Source organism: Candidatus Paceibacterota bacterium, assembly GCA_035452965.1.
Taxonomy (GTDB): Bacteria; Verrucomicrobiota; Verrucomicrobiia; order Limisphaerales; family UBA8199; genus UBA8199.
On record DAOTCE010000035.1, the window covers coordinates 19,677 to 42,874 of the forward strand.

The window sequence follows — 23,198 nt, forward strand, 5'->3', positions numbered from 1 at the left end:
GGCTTATGTCTTCTTCAGCAGGCGGTCGGTACCGTAGGGGGCGCGCTGGGTGCGGGAGATCATGGTGTTGGCCTCATCGTCGCCGGCGAAGGCTTCCTTGGAAGGATCCCAGCGGAGCTTGCGGCCGAGTTTCATAGCGATCCAGCCAAGAATGCAGGCGCTGGTGGAGCGATGGGCCACCTCCGGGTGAGTGGCAGCGGGTTGACGGGTTTGGATGCTGGTAAGCCAATCGAGGTGATGATCGGAACTTACGTGAGTATGGTATTCGTTGGGGCCGATCTTGGACCGGAGGATCTTGGGGTCATTGGCATCCAGGGCCTTGCCGAAGGCGCTAACGGGGTCGCTGGCCGTAACCCGCCCGCCGCCGCGCGTAACGAAAATCCAGCCGTCGGCCCCCTCGAAGCGGACGCCGACGGGGAATGTGTTGTCAATGATCATGGTCACGCCGTCAGCGTATTTGGCTTCGATGTGGTAAGCACCGTGGACATTCCAGAGTCCTTGCTTGGGGAACTCGGCTTTGCCTTCGACCAGGATTGGGCCAGTGTACTCGGCGCCCATGCCCCAATGGGCGATATCCACGTGGTGGGCACCCCAGCCGGTGATCATGCCGAGGCTGTAGGCTTCAATGCGGAGCCAGCCGGGGCGGTCTTTGATGCTGTTCTGCGGATGGACGCGGTCCTCGGTGTAAGGGACCTTGGGGGTGGAGCCCAGCCACATGTCGTAGTTGAGGTTGGGGGGCACAGGCATCTCCTGTGGGTTGCCGCCGGCGGGATCGGTGGGGAGCCCGACCTTGACGGTGCGAAGCTGGCCGATGCGGCCATTGCGGACGAGCTCGACGGCGAGGCGGAACTGAGGTTCCGAGCGTTGCTGGCTGCCGATTTGGAAGGCGCGCTTCCTGGCGCGGACGATGTCGCTGACCGCGCGCCCTTCGGTAAGGGTCATAGTGAGCGGCTTTTGGACGTAGACATCCTTGCCGGCCTGGGCTGCGGCGATAACGGTCTCCGCGTGCCAATGTTCCGGGGTGCTGACGGAGATGGCATCCACCCGGGGGTCTTTGATCAAGTCGCGATAGTCACCGTAGGTCTTGACGGCAAGCGCCTTGTCGCTGCCGGCCTTCTTGGCGTAAGCCTCCTCGATTGCGACGCGCGCTTGTTCGAGCCGCTTGGAGTCCAGGTCGCAGAGACCAACAACACGGGCGACGTCGTGCTTAAGGAAGCCAGGGAGGTCCATGCTGCGGGCGATGCGACCGCAGCCGATCTGGCCGATCTGAATCTTCTTGCTGGGGGCGTCGGCGCCCAGGACCGATGAGGGCACAATCGTAGGAAAGGCGGAAGCGCCGGCGGCGGCCAGCAGGGAGGCTTGAAGGAATTGACGTCGGGATACGGGCAGATTTGTTTTCATGGAATTAGGACTCTGGGGGCTATGGGTTCATTCAACGATTGACACGGATTACAGAATACCAGGGCGCACGCGGTCAGGAAAGTTGTTCCCAATTTGATGCGACAAAGAGCAGGCATGCGCAGCATCAATGAAATAGTCACATTCTATAGTTCGACCGCACCACCGGCACAGTCAACGTGAGCATTATGTCGGGGTGCGGAAATTGATCAAGGGAAACAGCTTGAGGTTGAACAATGAGGATTGCGCCTGGGCAGGTGCCCGGCATGATCTGATAGAGGCTTCAAGCGTGGAGAAGTTATTCGAAATCATCTGCGAAGACCGCGAACTGTTGGTGGTGAACAAGCCCGCCGGCCTGGTATGTCACCCCACCAAGACGGACGAATACTCAAGTCTAATTGGCCGTGCCCGTCTGCATCTGGGGCCCGGGGCATACCCGCACCTGGTGAACCGGCTGGACCGCGAGACCAGCGGGGTAACGGTGCTTGCCAAAGGCCTGGGCGCGGCGCGTGAACTGCGGCGGGTCTGGGAAAGCCGGCAGGTCGAGAAGGACTACCTGGCCATTGTGCACGGTCAGGTGCGTGATGCGCGCGGCGTCATCACCGCGCCTCTCGGCAAGGACCTGCAGAGCCGGGTGGCGATTAAGGACTGTGTGCGGGCAGATGGCGCTCCCGCACAGACCGAGTTTTGGGTTCAGCAACACTTTATCAGAGATAGACTACCCTTCACCCTCTTGCTCGTGCGGCCGTTGACGGGGCGGAAACACCAGATTCGGATTCATCTGGCGCACCTCGGCTATCCGATCGTAGGCGACAAGCTGTATGGGGGCGACGAGGACCTGTACCTGGCCCTGGTCGAAGACCGTTTAACGCCAGAGCAGCGCAGCCGACTTATCTTACCTCACCACGCACTGCATGCCCGCACAGTTCGATTCCAGTGGCGCAGTCAGCCAAAGGTGTATCACGCGGAACCAGAAAAGTGGCTTACCGACTGGTGGCAGGCTGGAGAGGTTTGAACAGCTCGTGTAAAGACCGTTATCTTACGACCGTCAACACGAGCTTCTCGTAAATGCTAACTTCTTCGCTTGAACCGGTGGAGACCTTTTCCATCCGCCCCCCGTGAGCGGTTATGAACGCCCTTACCTGTCGGCCCCAAACGTAATTATAGGGCACGTCGGACCACCCATACGGGCCATCCGGGGCCGGAGGGAGGGTGGGTGCGCTGGTTTCCCCGGGCTGGGAGGCGGGCAGTTCCCCGACGATCCAAATGCGGTTGCCGGAAGCCCGGGTTTGGGCAATCCGGTCGAGAACCGGCTGGATGGGGGCTTGGGCGGCAAGTCTCTCTTTGACTAGATCGTAGCGATGAACGCGAAAGTCAGCGAGGGTGGGAATCGTAGTCCAGGGCGTGTCTCCTTTGTAATAGCGGTTGAACGTGATTCCGTTGAACCAAGGATAGACCGCAATCAGATCGTTCGGCTTGGCCTGCGTGTGAAGCCAGCCCGCGATGAGGTCAACATTGGTTTGTCGCTGCTTAGCCTGACCGAAGGCAGCAGGCAAAGATATGCACAGGATCAGGCCGACAAACGTCACTCCCCAGGCTGGACGTCGCGCAAGCCATTGGGCCAGCGCAGCATCCATGCACATTGCCACAAACGTCAAGAGCGGCAGGTAGTACCAAGGCTGGGTCGGCAGTTGGGCCAGCCCCAGGAACAGGAAGAAGCCGAACACGGCTATTCCTGTGGCTGCAGCCCCAAACAACGTCAGATCAGCGGCAGTCACACGGCGCGTTCGGGAGCCATGATCGAGGGAGGCAATCCCGAGGGCGCCAACCATTACCAACAAACCGAGCCAGATCCATCGCTCCCATAATAGCGGTGAACCAATCCCACTGGAGAGACTTGACCAGACAATCTGAGCGTTGAATCCCGTTCTCAGCACTTTGTAGGCGTTGCTGAACTGGGTGAAGTGGCTGGCGTATGGCAGTAGAGAAACTGCAGCCACCAGGCCAACAGCCATGGCCAACCCCGCCGTGCGCGGCTTCTTGCGCAACAAACAGACCACGCCGGCGGCGCCGCAAGCAGCCGCCAGCAGGATCGCATTCTGATAAAGGCAGTGCACACTCAAGACAGCCAGAAGACTAGCCAGAAGAAATCGTTGACGATTGGGTTGGTTAATCAATGCCCAGATTTGTCCCAAGGTCAGCAGCATTAGCAGCGAGCCTGGCCCGTAGGCTCGTAGCGAATCGCCCCATCTCAACAGAGTAATGTTGGTCGTCAGGAGGCCTAGCGCAATGAACGGAATGCGCAGTCCCATAACACGGGCGTTCAGCCACGAAGCTCCCAAAATCGCGACGCCCACAAGGAAACCAAATAACCTGAGGCTGATGTCACCTCCGCCCAACCCAAGGGCGCACCAGATACGGATCATGGCTGGGAACAGCACGGGCACGTCCAACGCCCCCCACATCTGGCCGATGGTTGGCATGGTGGCGAGGTTCACACTGGATGTTTCATCGCGCCAAAGTCCTCCGGCGTGGGTCAGATAAACCAAGTGCAGCCCAACGGCGGCCAGCGTGGCGCCGATACACACCAGCCACTCCCCTCTCTTCAACCAATTGGATCGCCCTGTGCCGAAGGCCATAACCACTACCGCCATGGTTTCACCGACCTGAATTGTTGCAGCATCTGAATCTGGATCGGCACGAGTTCGTTGGCACCGGACGCGCGGGACAGGGCCAAAGCCTCCTGCATCGTCTTCACGGCGTCGGGGAATCGGCCTGCCTCGGCGTATGCGGCGGCCAGCGTGCCAAGGAAGCTCGGATTGCGGCGCCCGCTTAACCGGCAGGCGGCTTCGGCCAACTGGACGGCTTCATTCCCGTTGCGGAACTCGGCCTGCGAACATGAAGCGCGGAGCATGGCCAGGTTGTTCATGGCTTCCGCGAAGTCAGGCTTAAGGCGAATAGCCTCCCGGTAGTAGTATATGGCAACGGCAAACTGCTGCCCCTCCGCCAGCATGTCCGCCAGGTCGCGGCGGCCTTGGGCGTTGGCAGGCATGAGGGCTACGAGTTTCTGGTAGGCTTCGTTCGCCTCCCTGGTCCGGCCTTGGCGTGACAGTGCCAGGGCCAGGCGGCGCTGTGCTTCAGGCCAGGCTGGGGCCAGCTGGACAGCTCGTTGCAGGTGGGGAATGGCGTCGCCCGGCCGGCCAAGCTCGGTGAGGGTGACCCCGGCGCGCAACCCGGCCTCCGCGTAGTCGGGCCGGAGGCGCAAAGCGATTTCATACTGGCGCAGGGCGTCGTCGAGTTGACGCCGCTCAAACAGGACATTCCCCAACATGACACGGGCGATGCAGTTGGCCGGTTCAACCCGGACGGCGCGCTGCAGGAGAGTGACGCTGTTTCGCCAGTGCCTCAACTGCAGGCAAGTTACCACCACGCACCCGGCGAGGACCAGGCCAGCCAGCGCAGTCAGTCCATAACCGCGGAGCCACCGGCCTCGCAGCGCAGTCCAGTCCGCTGCCGCCCACACCAGCATAATGAACATTCCTATGACGGGCAGATAGGCGAAGCGGTCAGCCATCGCCTGCACGTGCGCCTGCACCAGGCCGATCACGGGGGTCAGCATTCCCAGAAACCATAGCCAGCCTACTATCAAATACGGACGCTGCCGTGCTTGCCAAACAACCAGCGCTGTGACTCCAAGCAGGAGCAAGCCGCTGCCAACGACGGCCCACGTCGGCCAACGGCCCGGGTGCAGGTAGAATACGCTCAAGTCCAGCGGCCAAACCAGCTTGCGCACATAAAGCGCACATGCAACGGCAGCGTTCGCCAACCGGAAGGGCAGCGGCAATTCGTCGGCGCTGGCCAGCGCGCCGAGCGACGCGTGGCCGCGGATCGTCACCCAACTCGAAGCGGCGGACAGGACTAGGAATGGGACTTTCTCCACGGCCAGGCGCTGGAGCGTTGAGAGTTGGAAACGTTGCAATGGCCAGTAATCCAGCAAGAGCAACAGGAATGGAAGCGGCACCAGCGCCGGCTTGCTCATCAAGCCCAGGGCGAAGAACAGGAGGGAGAGGAGGTAGAAGCTGGCAGGCGACGGATGCAGGATGGTAGATGCAGCCCTGGTGCCTCGCGCTGGATCCATAAGACTGGCTCCCGGCGCCTGACTTCTGCTTTCTGCGGTCATCCTGCGCCCTTCCGTATACCTGGCATACGCCCAGACGGTCAGCAGGAAAAACAGGGTGCTTAATACATTCTTTCGCTCAGCGACCCAGGCGACCGAGTCCACTTGCAACGGATGGAGCGCGAATAAGGCGGCCACCACCGCGCTGGGGGCGCGCCGCCCCGTCATGCGGCGCAGCACCAGGAAGAGCAGCACGGTGTTGAGCGTGTGCAGAAACAGGCTGGACAGGTGATGCCCTGCCGGCTTCATCCCGAAGAACTGGCAATCCAGCATGTGCGACAACCAGGTCACCGGATGCCAGTAGGTTGCCTCTCCGCGCAATTGCCCAAAGGCCCACTTCACGCCCGACCACGTCAGTCCCTGTTGAACCACCGAGTTGTAGGTGACATAGGCCGGATCATCGAAGTTAACAAACTCGTGTCGGCTGACCTGCCAGAAGACTGCCACCGTTGCAGCCGCCAGCAGTGCCATGATTCGCCAGTCGCGTCGCATCGCCAATCCCGTCATGCTAGTTCAAGGCGGGCGGGAGACAATCCCGAAGCGCCGCTTTTAGTCTGTGAAATCCGCGCTTCCTGTGGCTCAATGCGCTCCATGTTTGTGATTCCAAAGAGCATGCGGGCGGTGGTTTATCGCGGACCGAACAAACTGCGGGTAGAGACCGTGCCCGTGCCCCGCATCGGGCCGGGCGAGTTGCTTGTCCGGGTGGCCGCCTGCGGAGTCTGCCCGACTGATATCAAGAAGATACAGTATGGCACCGTGCCGCCCCCGCGCATCTTTGGCCATGAAACGGCGGGGACGATCGTTCGTGTCGGACGCCGCGTCCGGCAGTTCAAGCCCGGCGATCGCGTGGCGTTGCATCATCATGTGCCCTGCCTGGAATGCCATGCCTGCCGCCATCAAGCCTTCGCGCAGTGCGAGCAGTACCAGCGCACGGGGATCACGGCGGGCTTCGAGCCGGCCGGCGGCGGCTATGCCGAATACGTGCGCGTCATGCCGTTTGTCCTGCCGGGCGTGGTCAAGATCCCGGACCGCAACTCCTTCCTTGACGGCGCGATGCTCGAACCGGTCAACACGGTCCTCAAAGCCGTCCGGCGGCTCGCCTTGTTGGCGGGAGACACGGTTCTGGTGGCGGGACAGGGGCCGATCGGCCTGTTGTTTACACGCCTGCTGGCCTTGCAGGGAATGCGCGTGGTGGCCACCGATCTGCTTCCCCCACGCCTGCGAATCGCGCGCGCGTTCGGCGCTGCGGCCGTGTATTGCCCCGGATCCAAAGTCCGAAAGCGCCCCTCGCTGGCGCGCGCTACGCCGTCAGCCGCAGACTCGCAACTGTCAACCATCGTCCGTCGCCAAACCAAAGGCCGCGGGCTGGACGCCGCCGTGATCGCGGTGCCTTCCAACGCCGTTGTGCGCGAGGCCCAGTCATTAGTGCGAGGCGGGGGCCGGGTCCTGCTCTTTTCCCACACGCGGCGCGGCGACGAGCTGTCGTTGGACCTCGCCACTGTGTGCGTGGATGAGAAGGACCTCATTGGAAGCTATTCCGCCGATTTGCGGCTGCAAGCAGAGGTGGCGCGACTGGTCTTCTCGCGAAAGGTGGATGCGCAACGGCTCATCACACACCAGTTCCCCCTCGAGCAAGCCGACGCTGCCGTTGCGCTGGCGGCGCATCCCACCGCCGAGTCCCTCAAGGTTGTTGTCACCCAAGGAACATGAGCATGGCCAACCCCGCTCAACCCGCAGCCTGCGGCGCTTCACCGGCCGCCCCCCAACTGCGTCGGGTGCTTGGCCTCGGCGACCTGGTCTTCTACGGCATCGTCCTGATCCAGCCTGTCGGCGCGGTCGGCATCTTCGGGATCGCCGAGCAGCGATCCTCCGGCCATGTCACGCTGACACTCCTGATCGCGCTGGCGGCGATGATGTTGACGGCCCTGAGCTACGGCCGGATGGCCGGTCTCTACCCGGCCGCCGGTTCGGCATATACCTATGTCGGGCGCGGGCTCAATCCCCACTGCGGATTCATCGCCGGGTGGTGCATGTTCCTGGATTACCTCGTGATCCCCATCGTCAGCGTCGTCTATGGCGCCATCAGCATCCAGAAGGTGGTGGACACCCTCGCCCCCGGTTGGACGGACCAGGCGGCCACGGCCTTGGGCCTGCCCTGGGCAGGCGCGCACGCCGCGTTCGTGCTCTGGGTCGTCCTGCTCGTCTCCCTGACCACCTTCCTCAACGTGCGCGGCATCAAATGGACCGCCCACACCAACCAGATTCTCACTGGGGTCATGTTCCTGGTCATAGCGGTGTTCGTCGTGGACGCCGTCCGCTACCTCTGGCTCAACCAGGGCCTGGGCGGGCTGTTCTCCACCGCGCCGTTCTACAATCCGCAGACCTTCGACCTGCGCGCCATCGGCACGGCGACCTCGCTGGCCGCCCTGACCTACATCGGCTTCGACGGCATCACCACCCTGGCCGAGGATGTCAAGGAGCCCAAGCGCACCGTGCCGTTGGCGGTGGTGCTGGTCTGCTTGATCATCGGCCTGTGCGTCGGCACGCAGGTTTACCTGGCCCAGCGCGTCTGGCCGGATTACATGACCTTCCAGACCCCGGAAACCGCCTTCTTCGACGTGTGCGGCCTCGTCGGCGGGCGCCTTCTGCTCAATGGGATGGCGATTCTGATGGCGGTCGCTTGCCTGGGCAGCGCGCTCACCGGGCAGGTCGGCGCTGCGCGCGTCCTGTTCGGCATGGGGCGCGACGGCGCCCTGCCGCGCTTCTTCGCCCGGCTCAACCGCCGCGACAACCCGGTGCTCAACATCTGGCTCATCGGCGCGCTCGCCCTGATCGGCGCGCTCGCCCTCAATTATGAGAAAGCCGCCACCCTGATCAACTTCGGCGCGTTCCTCGCCTTCATGGGCGTCAACCTCGCGGTCATCCGCTCCTTCTGCCTCCGCCCGCCCCCGGGGCATAAACGCAACTGGCTCGCGGACCTCGCGGTGCCAGCCGTTGCGTTCCTCTTTTGCCTCTGGATATGGCTCAGCCTGCCTGCTCCCGCCAAGATCATTGGCGGCATCTGGTGCGCGCTCGGCCTGATCTACACCGCCATCAAGACCCGCGGCTTTCGCACTCGGCCTGTCATGATGGACTTGAGTAGCTCTTGATGCTTGGCCCAGTCATAGCCCCACCGCCCCTGGCACAATTCTTGCGCAAGCCGGCGTGGTTCTGCCGGTGGTTAAATCCTCGTGGTTCAGGGAGTTCCTCCCTTTTCCCGTGGACCCAATCAGCCTCTTGCTGGCTGAGGAGGCTCTTTCCGTAATCTCCCTGGCCAGTATCAGTTGACTCGCTCCGCCCCCAAGCCTGAGGCCCCCCACGCCCAAGCCAATTACGGCGATGGGACGGTGCCAATCCGGCGGGACCCCGGTGTGGTTCCCATGGGGGTCGGGCCCCATGGGAACCACACCGGGCAATAGCGGGTGTCACAGCGTGGTCGCACCGGGGTGGCTACTCGGTCCAGGTAGAGGGGGCTGTGTTATTGGATTGAGGCACTTGGCCTCGTCGCGCCAAGCAGTTTGCTTCTCGGCTGGCAGCGTCCGAGGCGGTAAGACCCCCACTCTCAGCCTGGCTGGCTGCGGCACTGGTATTTGGCGGGCACACCCATTTTCGGCTTGCCGGTTTAACACTTCAAACCGGTGGCCTCTTCTGCCACCCTGCCGCCAATGGCCGCCTACGCGCTGACGATCTTCACCGGGGCATTCCTGCTGTTCCAGGTGCAGCCGCTCATCGGCAAGTACATCCTGCCCTGGTTCGGCGGCGGGCCGGGCGTCTGGACCACCTGCATGCTGTTCTTTCAGGTGCTGCTGCTCGGCGGCTACGCTTATGCTCACTTTGTGGCGCACTGGCTCCGCAAACCGCGCGTGCAGGCCGCCGTGCATCTCGCTTTGCTGGCCGCCGCCCTGGCGCTCCTGCCCATCACGCCGGACGATGCCTGGAAGCCGCGCGGCGCTGGCAATCCCACGCTGCAAATCCTTGTGCTGTTGGCAGCGAATCTTGGGCTGCCCTACTTCGTGCTGTCTGCCACCGGACCGCTCATTCAGCACTGGTTCAGCCGGGACCGGCCCGGCGCGTCGCCTTACCGCCTCTATGCGCTTTCCAATGTCGGCTCGCTGCTCGCCCTGGTCAGCTACCCGTTCTTCTTCGAGATTCAGTTCACCCGATGCACCCAAGCCAGCGTGTGGGGCTGGGGATTGGTGATCTACGTGGTGTGCTGCGCCTTCTGCGCGCTAAGGGTATGGAAGGCCGATGGAAAGACGCAGAAGGCAGAGGCCGACACCACGCACCACGCACCACGCACCGCGCAGCCGCCCCCCCTCAACTTTCAACCCACACTCCTCAACCACCTCCTCTGGCTCCTGCTGCCCGCCTGCGCTTGCGTACTGCTGTTGGCGGTGACTAACAAACTGTGCCAGGACGTGGCGGTGATCCCCTTTCTGTGGGTGGCCCCGCTGGCACTCTACCTCCTGAGCTTCATCATCTGCTTCGATAGCCCCCGCTGGTACAAGCGTTTCCCCTTCACGCTGGCACTCGTCGCCGCCCTAGCTGGCTTGTGCTGGGCCCTCTACAACGGTGGCGATCTGCCCCTTGCCAGGCAAGTCGCAATCTACTGCGCCGGGCTCTTTGTGTGCTGCATGGTGTGTCACGGCGAACTCTACCGGCTCAAGCCCGACCCGCGCCAACTCACCGGCTACTACCTGACGATCGCCGCGGGCGGCGCTTTGGGAGGTGCATTCGTCGCGATTGCCGCGCCACGGCTGTTCACGGACTACTACGAGTTGCACTGGGGCCTGTTCCTCTGCGGGCTGCTCTTCCTCCTGATCTGCGTCTCTGCCCGGGAGGCGCCTCTGAATCCCGACGTCCGAGGCGCCCGATGGAATGAATGGCGCTGGCTAACGTGCATCCTCACGCTGCTTGTCTTCGGCGGCCTGGATTGGGGCCTCGCGCAGTTGGCGGGGCATTCCAAAGCCGCGCCCAAGGGCTTTTTCATCGGCATCCGCATCACCATGTGGACGGTGCTGGCGTTGCTGGTGTCCTCCTGGATTGCGCGGCGGAAGTTCAGGAGCTTCCGTTACTGGCGGTTCCTGGCCTGCACTTGGCTATTCCTCGGCGTGATGGGACTGGGCGCCATCCTCTGGAAAGACGCCCACGCCTCCACCAACGACCGCGTTTATCAGTGCCGCAGTTTCTACGGTGTGCTGACGGTCTACGAGCATGAGAAAGACGACCCCGACTCCCACTATTACCTCCTCCAGCATGGGCGGATTACGCATGGCCTGCAATTCGCCGCCCCGGACCGGGCCATGATGCCCGTCAGCTACTACGGACCGGATAGCGGCATTGGGCTCTGCGTCAATGCTCTGCCTCCCGGTCGCCGACGGATTGGCGTGGTGGGACTGGGCACTGGAACAATGGCTGGCTTCAGCCGCGCCGGCGATTACGTGCGCTTTTATGAAATCAATCCGCAGGTGCAGGAGGTGGCCAACCAGTGGTTTGGTTACCTGCCTAAATGCCCGGGCCGCGTCGAGGTTGCTCCCGGCGATGCCCGCCTGAGCCTGGAACAGGAACCGCCGCAGCACTTCGACCTGCTGGTGCTCGACGCATTCAGCAGCGATGCCATCCCCGTCCACCTGCTCACCAAAGAGGCCTTCGAGCTATATGAGCGCCACCTCGCCACCAACGGCGTCATCGCCGTGCACATTTCCAACCACTACCTGGACCTTGAACCGGTGGTCCGCAACCTCGCCCGGCACTTCGGCTACCAACTGGCCTCCATTGACTACGAGGAGAACGAGGAAGAATGGTGGCTGTACGGCTCGACCTGGGCATTGCTCTCGCGCAACACCCAGGTCATGAACTCACCCGGCATCCGCCATGCCGCCAGCACCGTCAGCACCAACTCGATCAAGGCCCCGCTCTGGACTGACGATTTCGCCAGCCTCTACCAGATCCTGCGTTAATCCACCCTGACCCGGCGCGGCTTGACTTCCTCCGACTTGGGCAATGTCAGTGTCAGGACACCCTGGTCCATCTTCGCGGCGATCTTGCTGGTGTCTATGGCCGGGTCCATCTCGAATACCCGCCGGTAATCCGCCAGGCTGCGCTCGCGGAACAGCGGGGTGCCCGCCGCAACGTCGTTCTTGCGGTGACCGACAATCGAGATCTCATTCCCCTCCAGCGTGATTTCCAAGCCGTCCTTGCTTACGCCCGGCATCTCCGCCTCCACCACATAGCCGTCTTTGGTCTCGAAGATGTCCACCTCTGGCAGCACGTAGTCCGGTTTCAGCCGGGGTTCCACTTTCGGCCGTTGATCCGTTTGAACTGTAGCTTTCATCTCATTAGTCCTTTCTTTGAGTCCTTCCCGGCGGGCGAACCCGCCAGGTAAGGCACTTAGTTCACGTTTACGTCAATCCGCTTCGGTTTGGCTTCCTCCGTCTTCGGCAACGTGACGGTCAGGATGCCATCCTTGTACTGCGCTTTGACCTTGTCGGCGGCCACCGGCGATGGCAGAACCACTGTCCTCTGGAACCGCCCAAAGAAGCGTTCCGTCCGATACACATCGTCTGCCTTGTGCTTCTCCTCGCTCTTGCGCTCTCCGGAGATGCTCAGGCTGCCTTCGTGCATCGAGACTTCAATATCCTCCCGCTTCATTCCCGGCAGCTCCACCTTGACCACCAGGCTGTCCTTGTCCTCGTACAGGTCCAACGGGGGCGTCCAGCCACTGAATAAGCGCGCTGAACGTGCCACCTCGGCCAAAGGCGAATCAAACAAACGGTCAATCTCATCCCGCAAATCGGTCAACCGCCCAAACGCTGGCCATCCCGTCATTTCCGGTCTATTCCATCTTATCAGACTGTTCATAGTTTAGTCCTTTCTACTTGTTGTCGTTGTTGGTTGTCGAAAGACCTAATAGCTCTTGCCATGCCATTACCAATCCATAAACATAAATCATTTATTTACAATATGTTACACATCTACAGCACCACACTAGCAAATGGTAATGTGGGCCAAAATGGCACACACTGCATCTAGTGTGGCACAGCATATGTGCCATTATGTCCCAAGTGTAGGTCTTAGGCTTGCCCAGGTTCACAAGAGGAGGTGTGCTGGGTAACCGGTAGTTTCGAGCGGGCTTGTCGCCGTTCACCAAGGCGCTGCAACTCCGCCCTTTCGGGTAGGTAGAGCTTTGCGAGTGACTACTTGTCTGCTTTCGGCAAGAGTGGCGAGGTATGAAACTGAAGGTGTGCGGGCTAATGGCTCTGCTGCCGCTGTTGGTCGGCGCGGCGGGGATACCAGAGCCGGTTCTGCCAGCGGGGGTCGGGGTGAACATTCATTTTGTCACCGGCCATGAGACGGACCTGGACCTCATCGCGGCGGCGGGATTCAGATTCGTGCGGATGGACTTTCACTGGGGGGCGATCGAACCACGCAAGGGGGAATACAACTGGGCCGGCTATGAGGAATTGCTGGCGAACCTGGAGAAGCGCGGCTTGCGGGCCATCCTGATTCTCGACTACTCACACTCCCTATACGAAGAGGAAGTAGCCTGCCCGCACCCGATTACCGGACAGCCGCACAAAACCACCGCATCGCCCCAGCACCCGGAAAGCGTCGCGGCGTTCGCGCGCTGGGCGGCTGCGGCGGCCAGACATTTCCGGGGACGCCCTGTCCTCTGGGAAATCTGGAACGAGCCCAACGGCCACTTCTGGAGTCCCAAGCCCGATGTGCAGCAATACACGACACTGGCGCTGGCCACGGCCAAGGCTATGCGTGAGGCTGATCCGCGGGTAACCATCATCGGTCCCGCCTCAGCAGGGTTCCCGTGGGAGTTCCTGGAAGCCTTCTTCAAGTCTGGCGTGCTGGAGCATCTGGATGCCGTAAGCGTGCATCCTTATCGTGATCCCAAGCAGCCGCCGGAAACAGCCACCGGCGATTTCCAGAAATTGCGGGCCCTGATTGACTCCTGCGCCCCGCCCGCCAGGAAGGACCGAATGCCTATTCTCAGCGGCGAATGGGGATACTCCACGCACAAGAAGGGCGTCTCGCTGGAGACGCAAGCGGCATTCGCGGCGCGGCAACAGCTCTCCAACTTGCTCAACGGGGTGCCCCTGTCCATCTGGTATGATTGGAAGAACGACGGCCCCGACCCGAACGAAAACGAGCACAACTTCGGCACGGTAATGCCCGACTTGGCCCCCAAACCGGCCTACGTGGCCATCAAGACCCTGACTCGTGAATTGTCCGGCTATCGCATTGCGCGCAGACTGACCTTGGCCAGTGACAAAGACTACGCGCTGCTGTGCACGAATCAGGCGGGCGACCAAAAGCTTGCAGCCTGGACGCTGGAGGAAGAGCACCCGGTCAGCATCCCATTGCGTCTCAAGGGGGATACGAGTCCGACCGCGGTTAACAGGAATGACGAGACCCTGGCGCCAAGGTATCAAGCGGGTAACCTCGTGCTCAACCTCTCCTCCGAGCCGCAGTACGTGACGCTGGGCAAGGCTGCCATCAAGTAGCGCAGGTTGATTACTTCTTCTTCTCGATCGGCACCGAGCAAATGACGCGCGTGCCCCGCGAGCCGGAGGCCTTGATTTCGAACGAGGCGCCAATGAGGTTCGCGCGATAGTTCATAATGCGCAGCCCCATGCCCGTGGAAGATCCCTGCAGCTTTGGAAACGGCAGCCCGTCGTTATGTATCGTAAGAACCACTTCGGCGGCGCCGTTGGCCAGGCCGATGCCGACCTGTTTGGCCTTGCCGTGTTTGATGGCATTGGTCACTGCTTCCTGGGCAATCTTGTACAGCTGACTGGCAATGTCTGTCTCGAGGTTCGGGATGGTTCCCTCCGCCTTGAACTCGCAGGAAACCTTGAACAGGTCCGAAGCGTGCCGGGCGAGGCCCTTCAGGGCAGCAGTCAAATCCTCTCTCTTCAAGTCCAGCGTAGCCAGATCCTGAGCCAGGTCACGTGCATGGCTCATGGCCTGTTGGACGAGTTTATGTATTCGGGCGGCATCCGCGGCTTCCGCAACCCCCCGCCGGCCGAGTTTGAGTTCCAGCCCCTTGGTCATGAGCGCCAGACCGGATAGTTGCTGGCCCAGATCATCGTGCAGGTCCAGGCCGATGCGCCGCCGCTCCTTCTCCGTGATCTCCAGCAACTCAAATTCAAGCCGCCGGCGCTCAGCGATCGCGGCCTCGAGCCGGTCGTTGGCAGTCTTCAGCTCGGCGGTGCGCTGCAGCACACGCGTTTCCAGTTCGTCGTGGGCGCGGCGCAAGGCTTCCTCCGCGTTGCGCCGCTGCAGGAACTGGCCGATCTCGCTGCTGATGGCGGTCATCATGTTGAGCAGCGCCACGTCGGCTTCCAGGCGGCGCAGCGCGAAGAACTCCAGGACGCCGAAGAAATTGCCCCCGCTTTGAATCGGAAAGGCGGTGGCGCTCTGCAACCCGGCCCGGGCCGCCGAGTCGCGCACGAGAAACCCGGTATCCTGAGCCAGGTCAACGACCCAAATTGCCCGCCGTTGCTCCCACACGCGCCCGGCCAGACTTGCGCCGGAGTGAAGCGTCCGGCGGCGGTTCTCTTCAAGGAAAGTGTTTAGCGCGGGTGACGGGGCGCTCAAAGTCAGCACGGTGGGCTTGAGCACCGCTTGCTGGGGATCCACGGTCCAGAGCGCTCCCAGATCCATTTGCAAGCTGTCGAGCAGTGCCTGCACGATGGCCGGCACCGCTTCGTCGAGCGAGGCGGTGGTGGCCAGAATCAAAGTGATGGTGTGCTGGGCCCTTAATTGCAGCTCCGAGCGCCGGCGCTCGCGCCGAACCCGGGCGTCGCGCAGCTCGCGCTCGACCGCCGGGCCGAGCCGCGCCAGCTTGTCCTTCATCACGTAGTCATGCGCGCCCGCTTTCATGGCCGCCACAGCCGTCTCTTCGGTAATGAAGCCCGAGACGACAATAAACGGCAGGTCCAGCCCCCTTTCTCTGACCAGCGTCATCGCCTCCAGACCGTCAAAGCGCGGCAGCCGGTAGTCAGCGATGATGAGGTCCCATTCCTGCCGATCCAGCGCGGCCACCAACTCTTCGCGCGTCTCCACGCGGTGCCAGACCGGCGCAAAGCCGGCTCGTTGCAGCTCGATCTTCAGCAGTGCCGCGTCGTCAGCCGAATCTTCGATGAGCAATACCTTGATTGGCTGGTTCACAGTTCAAAATCTCGCGTGTCCGGAAGCACAAAGTAGAATGTCGCGCCCTGGTTGGCAACCCCGGTGGCCCACACGCGGCCACGATGACGTTTGATGATCCGCTGCACAGTGGCCAGGCCAATGCCCGTGCCGGGAAACTCGCCGGCCGGGTGGAGCCGCTGAAAGACCCCAAAAAGCTTGCTGGCGTGGGCCATGTCGAAGCCGACGCCATTGTCCCGCACGAAGTACGCCGGCTCCGGCTGGAGGCTGACGCCGAATTCGATGCGGGCGCCGGGCTGTTGCCTGGTGAACTTCCACGCGTTGCCCAGCAGGTTGTCCAGCAGGACCTTCAACAGGCGTTCGTCACCCTCAGCCTGCAGGTTCGGCTGAATGATAAACTGCGCCGCGCGCCCTGGCTCGGCGCGCCGCAACTCGGCGGCAACCGTCTCGGCCAGCGCGCTAAGATTGACTCTTTGCCAGCGCAACTCGCTCCGGCCGACGCGCGACAGCTTCAGCAGGTCTTCGATCAGCCGGTCCATCCGCTGGCTGGCATGGCAGGCGCGGCGCAGAAAGTCCCGCCCCTCCTCATCCAGCTGGCCGAGGTGGCGATCGAGCAGCACCTCGCTGAATCCGCGAATGGCCCGGAGCGGCGCTCGAAGGTCATGGGAAACAGAATAGGCGAAGGCTTCCAGCTCCTGGTTGGTCGCCTCCAGTTCCGCGGTGCGTTCCCGCACCCGCCGCTCCAGCTCGGCATTGAGTCCGCGAATTTCCTGTTCCGCCACTTTGCGGGCCGTCACGTCAATAACTACGCCCACCATGCGAATGGGCTTGCCGGTGGCGTCGCGACAAGCGCGCCCGCGGCCAAGCATCCAGCCGGGCGGCCCGCCGCGCGGCAGAAAACGAAACTCCGCTTCGTAATCGGTCTGGATCTCAATGGACCGGGCGAAAGCCTGGCGGATCACCTCCCGGTCCTCCGGGTGGATGAGTTCGTAAAGCGCTTGCTCGGTTCCCGGGAACTCGCCGGGCCGCAGCCCGAAAATAGCTTCGACTTCCGGGGACAACAAGATACGTCCCTGGACCAATTCGCGCGTCCAGGTCCCCATTTTGCCGGAGGTCAGCGCCATCCGCAGGCGCTCGTTGCTCTCGCTCAGCGCGGCCTCGGCGCGAATCCGTTCCAGCGCCCCGCCGCAATGGTCCGCCAGCGCTTGCAGGGTGCGCGTGTCCTCTTCCGTATAGGCGTTCGGCGTGTAGCTTTGAAGGGACAGGATGCCAATGGTCTGGGAGTTCTTGCGCACGGGAACGTACATCAACGAGGCCGAAGGACGCGCCCGGTCCCCGAAGGGAAAGACATCCGGCGGAACTGTTGCCAGGGGGGGGCGCAAGATCAGTTGTGGACCATGTTCGAGCGCTCGCCGCGCAATCGCGCTGAGCCGCGACGAGCCGGGTTCCGGCGCAATCTCGATGCGCTGCCCGTCGATCGTGTCCAGGCAAAGCACGGGGGTGACGGACGCCACATCGGCCGAACACAAATCGAGCACACCCGCGTCCCATTGCCAGAGCGCATCGGCCGCTTCCAGAATGATCCTTCCGGCTTCCTTCGGCGTCCGGACGGCACCGAGGCGATGGCCCAAACTGGAGAAGACCGCCGCGCGCTGCTCTGCCGTCTTGCGCTGTCGGCGTCCGGCCACAACCGCCGCGGCGAACGCCAGGCTCGCCGAGGGCCAAGCGGTCGCCTGGTCAGGAAAGCTCGGCCCGTTTGCTTGATAGCCCAGGCAGCCGGCCGCCGCCACTGCGGCCACCTTGGCAACCCTGGTGATTGTCCTGCTCATTGCACGTTTTGCATCGGCATTCGCACCCCAACATAAACCGCCTCGGCCTGCCAGAACAGCGCATTGCTGTGCCCGCCGGTCTTCGACGCCAATGCCGTTCCCCGACCGAGCGCCCTTGAGCATACACCAGCGCTGCCGGCGCGTGGTACAACTGTTCGCATAACTGAGGTCGGAGATGGCTGCATCTACTGCTCCTCCGATTGTAGGCATACCCGTCCGCTCGCATATGGGGTAATCACCCCATACAGCCGAATCAGTCCCCTCCTGGCATTGCGCGAACGGCCCGCTTCCGGGCTTGCGCCCAAGGCAAGAGCAACGCATATTGCGGGCGACCTGCACAAGAAATTATGAACAGACCCATTCGCGTTGCTGTTACCGGTGCCGCCGGCCAGATTGGTTACGCCCTCTTGTTCCGCATCGCTTCGGGCTCGATGTTCGGCGCGCACCAGCCGCTGATTCTGCACCTGATTGAAGTCCCCGCCGCTATACCGGCGCTGCAGGGCCTGGCGATGGAGTTGGAGGACGGCGGCTTTCCGCTGCTCAAGGGCGTCGTGGTCACTTCCAGTCTCGAGGAGGGGTTCCGCGGGGTCAACTGGGTGCTGCTGGTCGGCGCTGCGCCGCGCAAGCCCGGCATGGAGCGCAAGGACTTGCTGGGCGTCAACGCCAAGATCTTCGTCGTGCAGGGCCAGGCGCTGCAACGGCACGCCGCCGCGGACGTGCGCATCCTGGTGGTGGGCAATCCGTGCAATACCAACTGCCTCATCACCATGCACAACGCGCCCGAAATCCCCCGCGACCGCTTCTTCGCCATGACGCGACTGGACGAGAATCGCGCCAAGGCGCAACTGGCCAAAAAGGCGGGCTTAGACGTGACCACCGTCACCAACGTCTGCATTTGGGGCAACCATTCCTCGACGCAGTATCCCGATTTCCACAACGCCAAGATCAAGGGCAAGCCCGTGACGCAGGTCATCAGCGATGAAGCCTGGCTGAAGGGAGAGTTCATCACCGCAGTTCAGCAGCGCGGCGCGGCAATTCTTAAGGCCCGCTCAGCCTCAAGCGCCGCCAGCGCGGCGGTGGCCATCGTGGACACCGTCTATTCGATCATTCACCCGACCCACGCCAGCGACTGGCACAGTCTCTGCATCTGCTCCGACGGCAGCTACGGCGTCGAGCCGGGCCTCATCAGTTCGTTCCCCATCCACAGCAACGGCCACGAATTGGAAGTTGTCCAGGGCCTGACCATTAACGACTTCAGCCGCGCCAAAATTGAAATCACCATTAACGAACTGAAGGAGGAGCGGGCGATGGTCAAAGACCTGCTCGGCGATGACAGACGATAGAGGACGGGCAGAGGCAGCATCGCCCTGGAGGTTGGCCAGTTGGCTGGCTCTATCTCACAGCGGCGCCAAGACAGGCGCGGCAGAGGAGTGTTTACACATTGCCGCGGACGGCGGGATTCACTAGGTTCCGCCGTTCACTACGAGAAAGCGACTTGCATTGATATGAGTGTGTTGATTGTCGGTTCGACCGCGCTGGACTCCATCAAGACCCCGAAGGCGGAGAACCCCCGGCTGCTGGGCGGCTCAGCCAGCCATGCTTCCGTGGCGGCCAGCTTCTTCGCTCCGGTCAAATTGGTCGGGGTGGTGGGAAACGATTTCCCGCAGCGCTATCTACGGCTTTACGAGCGCCACGGCATTGACCTGGCGGGTCTGCAGCGGGTGCCGGGGAAGACCTTCCACTGGTCGGGGGAATATGAGGCGAACATGAACAATCGGCGGACGTTGCTGACCGAGTTGGGTGTGTTTGAGAACTTCAAACCGGAGCTGCCCAAGGCGTATCAGGCGGCGCCGTTCGTGCTGCTGGCCAACATCGCGCCCGCTTTGCAGCATCGCGTGTTGGACCAGATGCAACGCCCCCGGTTCGTGGCAGCCGACACCATGGATTTGTGGCTCAAGGTGGCCCGGCCAGACCTGTTGAAACTGCTCAAGCGAGTGGATGCGTTCGTGCTCAATGACAGCGAGGCGCAGCAGTTGACCGGGGAAGATAACATGCGCTCCGCGTTCAAGCAGATCCACCAACTCGGACCGCGATATGTGGTTATCAAGCAAGGTTCGCATGGCTCGGTGTTGTCCTGTCCCCGAGGCATGTTCATCTGCCCGGCCTATCCGCTGCAGCGCGTGGTGGACCCGACGGGAGCCGGGGATTCGTTTGCGGGCGGCATGATGGGTTACCTGGCGGCGGCCAAGGGGCCAATTGATCGCCATATCCGGCGGGCGATGATTTACGGGAGTGTGGTGGCCTCGTTCTGCTGCGAGGGCTTCGGCCTGCAGCACACAACACGAGTAACGCAGGCCGAGATTGAAAAGCGCGTGCAGGAGTTGGAACGTCTGACCCGGTTCTAGCGGAGCGCAGCCGCCGGCGTCAGATGTGGAAATCTTCGAGAGGACGGGTCTTGTCTTTCTTGCGCATAACTTTGACGTTGGCCTCTTCCTGGACAACCAGAGAATGCGGCGGGACGCTGGTGGTGAGAAAGACGTTCGCCCCGATGGTGCTGCCTTCACCTACCACCGTGTCCCCGCCCATGATGGTGGCGCCGGCATAAATAGTCACGTTGTCTTCGATGGTGGGGTGGCGCTTCTGGCCGCGAAGTTGCTGTCCGGCGGCCAGGGATTTCGCCACCAGCCCCACGCCCTGATACATCTTGACGTGGTTGCCGAGAATGGTCGTCTCTCCGACAACAGTCCCGGTGCAATGGTCCACGAAGAAGTGGGAGCCAATTCGCGCGCCGGGATGCAAATCCATGCCTGTGCGGGTGTGCGCCCACTCAGTCATAATGCGAGGAATGAGTGAGACGTTCTTGAGATACAACTCATGCGCCAGGCGCTGCACGGCGATGGCCTCGATGCAGGGATAGGCCACAATTACCTCCTCCTTGCTGAGGGCCGCCGGGTCGCCGTTGTAGGCGGCTTCGGTGTCGGTCTGGAGCAGTTCGCGGAGGCGGGGCAGGCTGGCGAGAAACTCGAGCGTCAGGGTGCGCGCAATCGGGCGCAGGCCCTTCCTGGGCAGTTCGGGCGGTGGGCTGTATTCAAGGCTCTTGGTGATTTCATCTTCCAGGCTGCGCAGGACGGACTCGATGAGCGGGGAGGTGGAAGACCGGAGCGCCGAGGAATGAACCAGCTTCTCGTCGAAGAAGCCGGGGAAGAGCAACCGAAGCAGATCGGCGGTTACGAGCGCGATGGCGCGTTTGGAGGGCAGGTTCTTGCCGTCCAGGTGGTTGATGCCGCCCGCGCTGGCGTACGAAGCCATCAAGCGGTCGGTGAGATGGGTAACAGTCAACGGCATGTGATGAGTATCCGGCAACGAGGGGGTGGACGCAAGTGGAGGAAGGCGCCAGTCAAAACACACCGCAGCCCCCCCGGGCCGAAATCCAACCGCCTCGCGAGGTCTACCTTGGCGAAAGCACCTGCGCGATGGATTCGGCAACGCGGTCTGGGGTGATGCCGTTCATGCAGCGGAAGTCAATGGGACAAGCACGGCGGAAACAAGGCGCGCACGGCACGGTGGCCTTGAGCAACCGATGGCGAGGCTCTTCCGGCAAACCAGGCCCGGTCAACTCCGGCGAGGTGCTGCCAAAAGGAACCACGACCGGCGTGCCGAGGGCGGCGGCAACGTGCATGGGGCCAGTGTCGTTGGTGAGCACGACGCGGCAGAGTTTAAGCAACGCCATGAGCTGGCGCAGGGAGGTCTTCCCGGCGAGATTCAGCACGCTTCCTCCGGCGAGCCGGGCGATAACTTCGCAGACCTGCGTATCGCCCGGGCCACCGAAAGCGAACCAGAAGCAGTGTCGGGTTTGTTGCGCGATAGCACGCGCGACCGCGGCAAAGCTCTCCGAAGGCCAGCGTTTGGCGGGGCCGTATTCCGCGCCGGGATTCAGGCCAAGGAGAATTGGCGGTTGAGCCGGAGTGGAGTTCGGCGTTCTTTTCCGCCATTCCGACAGGAACATTGCCTCTGCCTGTCGCAATTCCGCCGAGGTGACTTCCAGCTTCGGCGGGAGTGCTTCCGGGCTCGCGCCCAACGCCTCAGCCAGGTGAAGGTAATCGTGAATCTGGTGGGCGGTGCGGTGCGGCGAACGGGGGCGTGCAGCAGACGGATTGCCCGCGCTCATTCGGACCAGGCGGTTTACTTCGCTGACGGAGCGTTTGGGCATCCGCATCTGACCGGGACGCGGGGCGATTGGTTGCGTGAGCAGCCAGCTTCGCCAGGGCCGGGCGTAACCAATGCGTTGGGGAATCCGTGCCAGCCAAACTTCAAAGGCGGAGCGATGCGAATTGGGGAGCACTAATGCGCTTTGGAACGCCCCACCCCGCAGCCGGCGGGCGACGGACCACGGGCTTTCGCCGGGGGAGAAAGGGATCACCGCGTTCAGGCTGGGATGATGCTGCCAAAGGTCTGCGAGCTTGTCCGGTGTGAGCAAGGCCAGGTGCGCCTCGGGCAGCGCTTCGCGGAGGCGCTGCAACGCAGGCGTGGTCATCACCGCGTCACCAAGCCAATTGACGCCGCGGATGAGAACGCGGCCAGGAGAATGGGTGGAGGATGGAGGATGGTCCGGCACAGCGATATGCGCAGTCGGCTATCCGGCATTTCGTGGCATGGCGCCATGGTTGGCCGCCGGCGTGGATTCCAACTCGCGAACCGCGGATTTCCGGGCGCTGGCAGGCGGCGGCTTCCATCGCCTGTGGACCCAGAACCAGTTGGCGGGATCGCGGCGCACGGCGGCTTCGAAGGCGCGGTTCACGTCGCGCATGATATCGGCGGTGGAACGGGGCCGGCCGTTCTCGTGAGTGGGAATTTCGGCGCCCGCCTCGATGTGCCAGCGGGCCAGGCCGACTCGATAGCAAATACCCGTAATCAGCGCGCAACGGTAACGCAGCGCGAAGATGGCCGGGGCTGCCGACGTGGCGCAGTCGCGCCCCAAAAACGGCACGCGCAACGCGCCGCTTGACTGGTCGGAAAGGAGTCCCAGCATGATGCCCGGTTGGTTCATGAACGCCTTCAGCGCGGGGGCGTCGAAACGGCGCTCGAAGAAGACACAGCCGGAACGCTCGCGCAGGGATTGCAGCAGACGGTTGAGGGAAGGCTGGCGGAGCCCGCGGTAGGTGGTGGCGCATTGATAAGCGGGGGCAAACTGGCCAAAGCGGGCGTAGAGCTCAAAGTTCCCGAAATGCCCGATAGCGGCGACGACGCTCTGCGGCTTCCGGTCGGCAGGAGGCGCCAGTATGCGGGGGTTGCCGGCAAACTCCACCCGTGCGCGCAGCTCTTCGAAACTCATGGCCGCCGTCTTGATGGCGCAGGCGTAATTCTCGCCGATGCGCCGGAAGTTCTCTCGCGCCAGTTCCCGGATTTCGGCGCGGGATTTCTCCGCGCCAAAACACATGGTCAGGTTGCGCAGCGTGACGCGCCGGTGGCGCCGATCCAGCCAGAAGGCCAGCGCGCCACCGCCGCGCCCCAGGCGCGCCACCCAGGTGAGCGGCAGCACCTGAAGCAAGGCCACCAGGGCGCGGACCAGAACATAAAGCAGCGTTTCCATG

At 62.6% G+C, this 23,198-nt stretch carries 17 protein-coding genes; 7 read left to right on the plus strand and 10 right to left on the minus strand.

Going from position 1 to position 23,198, the window contains the following annotated elements; translation table 11 throughout:
- Positions 1–3 precede the first annotated feature (3 nt).
- A complete protein-coding gene (locus P5205_18800; GenBank protein ID HSA12412.1) occupies positions 4–1,401 on the minus strand; it encodes a Gfo/Idh/MocA family oxidoreductase in 1,398 nt (465 codons plus the stop codon).
- A 286-nt stretch (positions 1,402–1,687) separates the two neighbouring features.
- On the opposite strand from P5205_18800, the gene P5205_18805 reads away from it, so the two are divergent.
- Positions 1,688–2,413 carry an RNA pseudouridine synthase gene (locus tag P5205_18805; protein ID HSA12413.1) on the plus strand — a complete coding sequence of 242 codons (726 nt, stop codon included), beginning with the start codon at positions 1,688–1,690 and terminating at the stop codon, positions 2,411–2,413.
- Positions 2,414–2,432: 19 nt separating this feature from the next.
- Here P5205_18805 and P5205_18810 read toward each other — a convergent pair whose 3' ends face one another.
- Both P5205_18810 and P5205_18815 read right to left on the minus strand, forming a co-directional pair.
- Positions 2,433–4,052 carry a hypothetical protein gene (locus P5205_18810; GenBank protein HSA12414.1) on the minus strand — a complete coding sequence of 540 codons (1,620 nt, stop codon included), beginning with the start codon at positions 4,050–4,052 and terminating at the stop codon, positions 2,433–2,435.
- The gene (locus P5205_18815; protein ID HSA12415.1) at positions 4,043–6,046 is read right to left on the minus strand and encodes a tetratricopeptide repeat protein; all 2,004 of its coding nucleotides are present in this window, start codon (positions 6,044–6,046) and stop codon (positions 4,043–4,045) included. Before P5205_18815 ends, P5205_18810 begins: the two co-directional genes overlap by 10 nt.
- A gap of 120 nt (positions 6,047–6,166) precedes the next feature.
- Here P5205_18815 and P5205_18820 point away from each other — a divergent pair, with 120 nt between their 5' ends.
- The 3 genes from P5205_18820 to P5205_18830 all read left to right on the plus strand — a co-directional run bounded on the left by P5205_18820 (position 6,167) and on the right by P5205_18830 (position 11,574).
- A complete protein-coding gene (locus P5205_18820) occupies positions 6,167–7,285 on the plus strand; it encodes an alcohol dehydrogenase catalytic domain-containing protein (protein ID HSA12416.1) in 1,119 nt (372 codons plus the stop codon).
- A complete protein-coding gene (locus tag P5205_18825) occupies positions 7,282–8,724 on the plus strand; it encodes an APC family permease (GenBank protein HSA12417.1) in 1,443 nt (480 codons plus the stop codon). The genes P5205_18820 and P5205_18825 overlap by 4 nt, the downstream gene beginning before the upstream one ends.
- Before the next feature lie 528 nt (positions 8,725–9,252).
- The gene (locus P5205_18830; GenBank protein ID HSA12418.1) at positions 9,253–11,574 is read left to right on the plus strand and encodes a fused MFS/spermidine synthase; all 2,322 of its coding nucleotides are present in this window, start codon (positions 9,253–9,255) and stop codon (positions 11,572–11,574) included.
- Here P5205_18830 and P5205_18835 read toward each other — a convergent pair.
- Both P5205_18835 and P5205_18840 read right to left on the minus strand, forming a co-directional pair.
- Positions 11,571–11,948, minus strand: a complete 378-nt coding sequence (locus P5205_18835; GenBank protein ID HSA12419.1) for an Hsp20/alpha crystallin family protein — start codon at positions 11,946–11,948, stop codon at positions 11,571–11,573. The genes P5205_18830 and P5205_18835 overlap by 4 nt on opposite strands.
- Positions 11,949–12,004: 56 nt before the next feature.
- The gene (locus P5205_18840; GenBank protein HSA12420.1) at positions 12,005–12,475 is read right to left on the minus strand and encodes an Hsp20/alpha crystallin family protein; all 471 of its coding nucleotides are present in this window, start codon (positions 12,473–12,475) and stop codon (positions 12,005–12,007) included.
- Positions 12,476–12,843: 368 nt separating this feature from the next.
- Between P5205_18840 and P5205_18845 the strand changes: the two genes are divergently transcribed.
- Positions 12,844–14,130, plus strand: a complete 1,287-nt coding sequence (locus P5205_18845; protein HSA12421.1) for a cellulase family glycosylhydrolase — start codon at positions 12,844–12,846, stop codon at positions 14,128–14,130.
- Positions 14,131–14,140: 10 nt separating this feature from the next.
- On the opposite strand, the gene P5205_18850 is transcribed toward P5205_18845, so the two are convergent.
- Entirely contained in the window at positions 14,141–15,799 is a 1,659-nt protein-coding gene (locus P5205_18850; protein HSA12422.1) for a response regulator, read from the minus strand.
- A complete protein-coding gene (locus tag P5205_18855; GenBank protein ID HSA12423.1) occupies positions 15,796–17,607 on the minus strand; it encodes a PAS domain-containing protein in 1,812 nt (603 codons plus the stop codon). The genes P5205_18850 and P5205_18855 overlap by 4 nt, the downstream gene beginning before the upstream one ends.
- Before the next feature lie 347 nt (positions 17,608–17,954).
- Between P5205_18855 and P5205_18860 the strand changes: the two genes are divergently transcribed.
- On the plus strand, positions 17,955–18,950 hold the full coding sequence (locus P5205_18860) for a malate dehydrogenase (GenBank protein HSA12424.1): 996 nt from the start codon (positions 17,955–17,957) through the stop codon (positions 18,948–18,950).
- Between the two features lie 162 nt (positions 18,951–19,112).
- Positions 19,113–20,012, plus strand: coding sequence for a PfkB family carbohydrate kinase (locus P5205_18865; GenBank protein HSA12425.1), 900 nt, complete (start codon positions 19,113–19,115; stop codon positions 20,010–20,012).
- A 19-nt stretch (positions 20,013–20,031) separates the two neighbouring features.
- Here the strand turns inward: P5205_18865 and P5205_18870 are convergent, their stop codons facing one another.
- From P5205_18870 to P5205_18880, 3 genes are all read right to left on the minus strand, one after another.
- A complete protein-coding gene (locus tag P5205_18870) occupies positions 20,032–20,952 on the minus strand; it encodes a serine O-acetyltransferase (GenBank protein HSA12426.1) in 921 nt (306 codons plus the stop codon).
- A 103-nt stretch (positions 20,953–21,055) separates the two neighbouring features.
- Positions 21,056–22,141, minus strand: coding sequence for a lipopolysaccharide heptosyltransferase II (waaF, locus tag P5205_18875; GenBank protein ID HSA12427.1), 1,086 nt, complete (start codon positions 22,139–22,141; stop codon positions 21,056–21,058).
- 99 nt (positions 22,142–22,240) lie between these two features.
- The gene (locus P5205_18880; protein ID HSA12428.1) at positions 22,241–23,197 is read right to left on the minus strand and encodes a hypothetical protein; all 957 of its coding nucleotides are present in this window, start codon (positions 23,195–23,197) and stop codon (positions 22,241–22,243) included.
- Between the last annotated feature and the right edge of the window lies 1 nt (position 23,198).